Consider the following 1,283-nt stretch of genomic DNA (forward strand, 5'->3'; position numbering starts at 1 on the left):
CGACACGACCAGCACGCCGAGCAGCCCGGCCGTGAGCACCGAGGCGGCGGCGATCGGCGTCCGGGAGCGGCGGCGGACGGGGCGGGGCGACGCGGGCTCGAACGGGGTGGCGGGCCCGGGGAGCCGGACCCGCTCGGCCGCCTCGATCGCCGCCCACGGGTCCCGGACGCCGAGCCCGACCAGGGCGTCCCGTGCCTGGTAGCGGGCCCTGCCCTCGACCGCGAGCAGCACGCACGCGACCCGGACCGGCGTCTCCAGGCGGGCCAGCGCGCCGGTCAGCTCGGGGTCGGGCAGCCGTCCGGGCGGCGCCTTCAGCCAGGGGTTCAGGCCGAGGCGCAGCAGCGGTGACGGGCGCGTCGCGCGGCGCAGCACCCGGGCGCGGAGCCGTTCCCGTAGGGCGGACTCCTCCATCGCACGCACGACGGTTCCGCCATTTTCGGTTACGCGTCCATTGTCCCCCGAATGGTCATTCACAGGGGCGTGGGCGTCCGTTCTTCCCGCTAATGCCGGGCCTGTCCGCGCATGCAGTCCCGGCCCGGCCGAGGCGCCCGTGAGGACGCCCAGCCCGGTGCGGCCGGAGAGCACGCCGTCCACTATGCGGCGGGCGAGCGCGAGCCGCTGGACACGCTTCTCGGCACCCGGAAGGACGAGGTACGCCAACCGGACGAGCTCGCAGTAAAGCGACTCCAGCCGGACTTTAGCCATCACGTCTTCCGGCATCGCGGACACTCCTCTGCTGCTCCCAAGGATGGATAACGACCCAAAACTAGGGAGGGCGAAGGCCCGCCGACAGGAAATTGAAAGAACACTTAACGACGCCGCCGGACTTGCCGTTCATTTCCCGCGAAAAAGGACGTGCTGGGATCGGGAACGACGGTGGCCGGTAGCGGACGGCCCGGAAGCGTCAGCCGGCGGCGAGGGCGTCGCGGTAGGTGTCCACGGTGACGTTCCGGCCGGTCAGGACCACCACGAGCCGTCCGGTCACCTCGGCCTTCCCGGCGAGGACGGCCGCGACGCCCGCCGCCCCCGAGCCCTCGGCGACCAGCCCGTGCTCGGTGAACAGCCAGCGCATCGCGGCGCGGATCTCGGCGTCCGACACGTGCGTGAGGGCCGGCCCGGCGGCCGCGATCAGGCCGGGGGTGACGCAGCCGGGCTCCAGATTGCCGACCAGGCCGTCGGCGATGCTGTCCCCCACCTCCACAGGGACGATCCGCCCGGCGGCCACGGCGGCCGAGACCGCCCGCGACGCCGAGGACTCCACGCCGACCAGCCGCACGTCGTCC

Annotated in this window: 2 protein-coding genes; both read right to left on the minus strand. The window is 73.6% G+C overall.

Annotated features, from left to right (window positions below):
• On the minus strand, window positions 1-411 hold a 411-nt coding region (locus tag AB0J52_RS41165; protein WP_500188687.1), incomplete at its 3' end, for a hypothetical protein.
• A 493-nt stretch (window positions 412-904) separates the two neighbouring features.
• The coding region (locus AB0J52_RS41170; protein ID WP_500188689.1) for a pyridoxal-phosphate dependent enzyme at window positions 905-1,283 on the minus strand (379 nt) is incomplete at its 5' end.

Origin of the sequence: Spirillospora sp. NPDC049652, assembly GCF_040675125.1 — a bacterium.
In the GTDB taxonomy this organism is placed as follows: Bacteria; Actinomycetota; Actinomycetes; order Streptosporangiales; family Streptosporangiaceae; genus Spirillospora.